The sequence below is a fragment of the Staphylococcus sp. HMSC62B09 genome (assembly GCF_001839115.1).
In the GTDB taxonomy this organism is placed as follows: Bacteria; Bacillota; Bacilli; order Staphylococcales; family Staphylococcaceae; genus Staphylococcus; species Staphylococcus haemolyticus.
Genome location: NZ_KV840164.1, coordinates 1 through 844 on the forward strand (window position 1 = coordinate 1; position 844 = coordinate 844).

Genomic DNA, 844 nt, shown 5'->3' on the forward strand with positions numbered 1-844 from the left:
AAGCAACTGATACTACGCCACCAGCTACTCCAACACTTGATACTGATTTAGTTGGTAAAGCCGGTACTCAAACACCGATTACGGTGACAACGGATTCGAATACTCATGTTGATTTACTAGACAAAGATGGCAATATTATTGGTTCGGGTACGACGGATGATACAGGGCATGTTACTATCACTCCGACAAAACCTATTCCTGAAGGTAATGTCACTGCCAAGGCAACTGATAATGCGGAACATCCAAATAGTTCTACATCTAATCCAGTTAAGGCAACTGATACAACACCTCCGATGAAACCATCAGTTGTTGGTACTCTTGATGGAAAAGCAGATAAGAAAGATCCTGTTGAAGTTATAACCGATCCAAATACTAAAGTGGAATTACTGGATAAGGATGGTAATGTTATCGGTTCAGGTACTACAGATAGTACTGGTCATGCGACAATTACACCAACGGTGCCTATTCCAGAAGGTAATGTCACTGTAAAAGCCACGGATAATGCGGAACATCCAAATTGTTCTACATCTAATCCAGTTAAAGCAACTGATACAACACCTCCAACTGTACCTGTTGTTATTGATGATCTAACTGGTAAGGCAACAACTAAGTCGCCAGTCACTGTGACTTCGGATCCAAATACAAAAATTGAGTTATTGGATAAAGACGGCAATATCATTGGCTCAGGTACGACAGATAGTACTGGACAAGTTACAATTACACCAACGGTGCCTATCCCTGAGGGCAATGTCATCGCTAAAGCTTATGACAATGCTGAAGTTCCTAATGTGGCAACTTCTCAACCAAAAAAAGCAACTGATACTACGCCACCAGCTACTCCAAC

The 844-nt window shown here is 41.5% G+C and carries 1 pseudogene; it reads left to right on the top strand.

Going from position 1 to position 844, the window contains the following annotated elements:
* A pseudogene (locus HMPREF3265_RS12680) lies at nucleotides 1-844 on the top strand (YSIRK signal domain/LPXTG anchor domain surface protein); the annotation flags it as partial.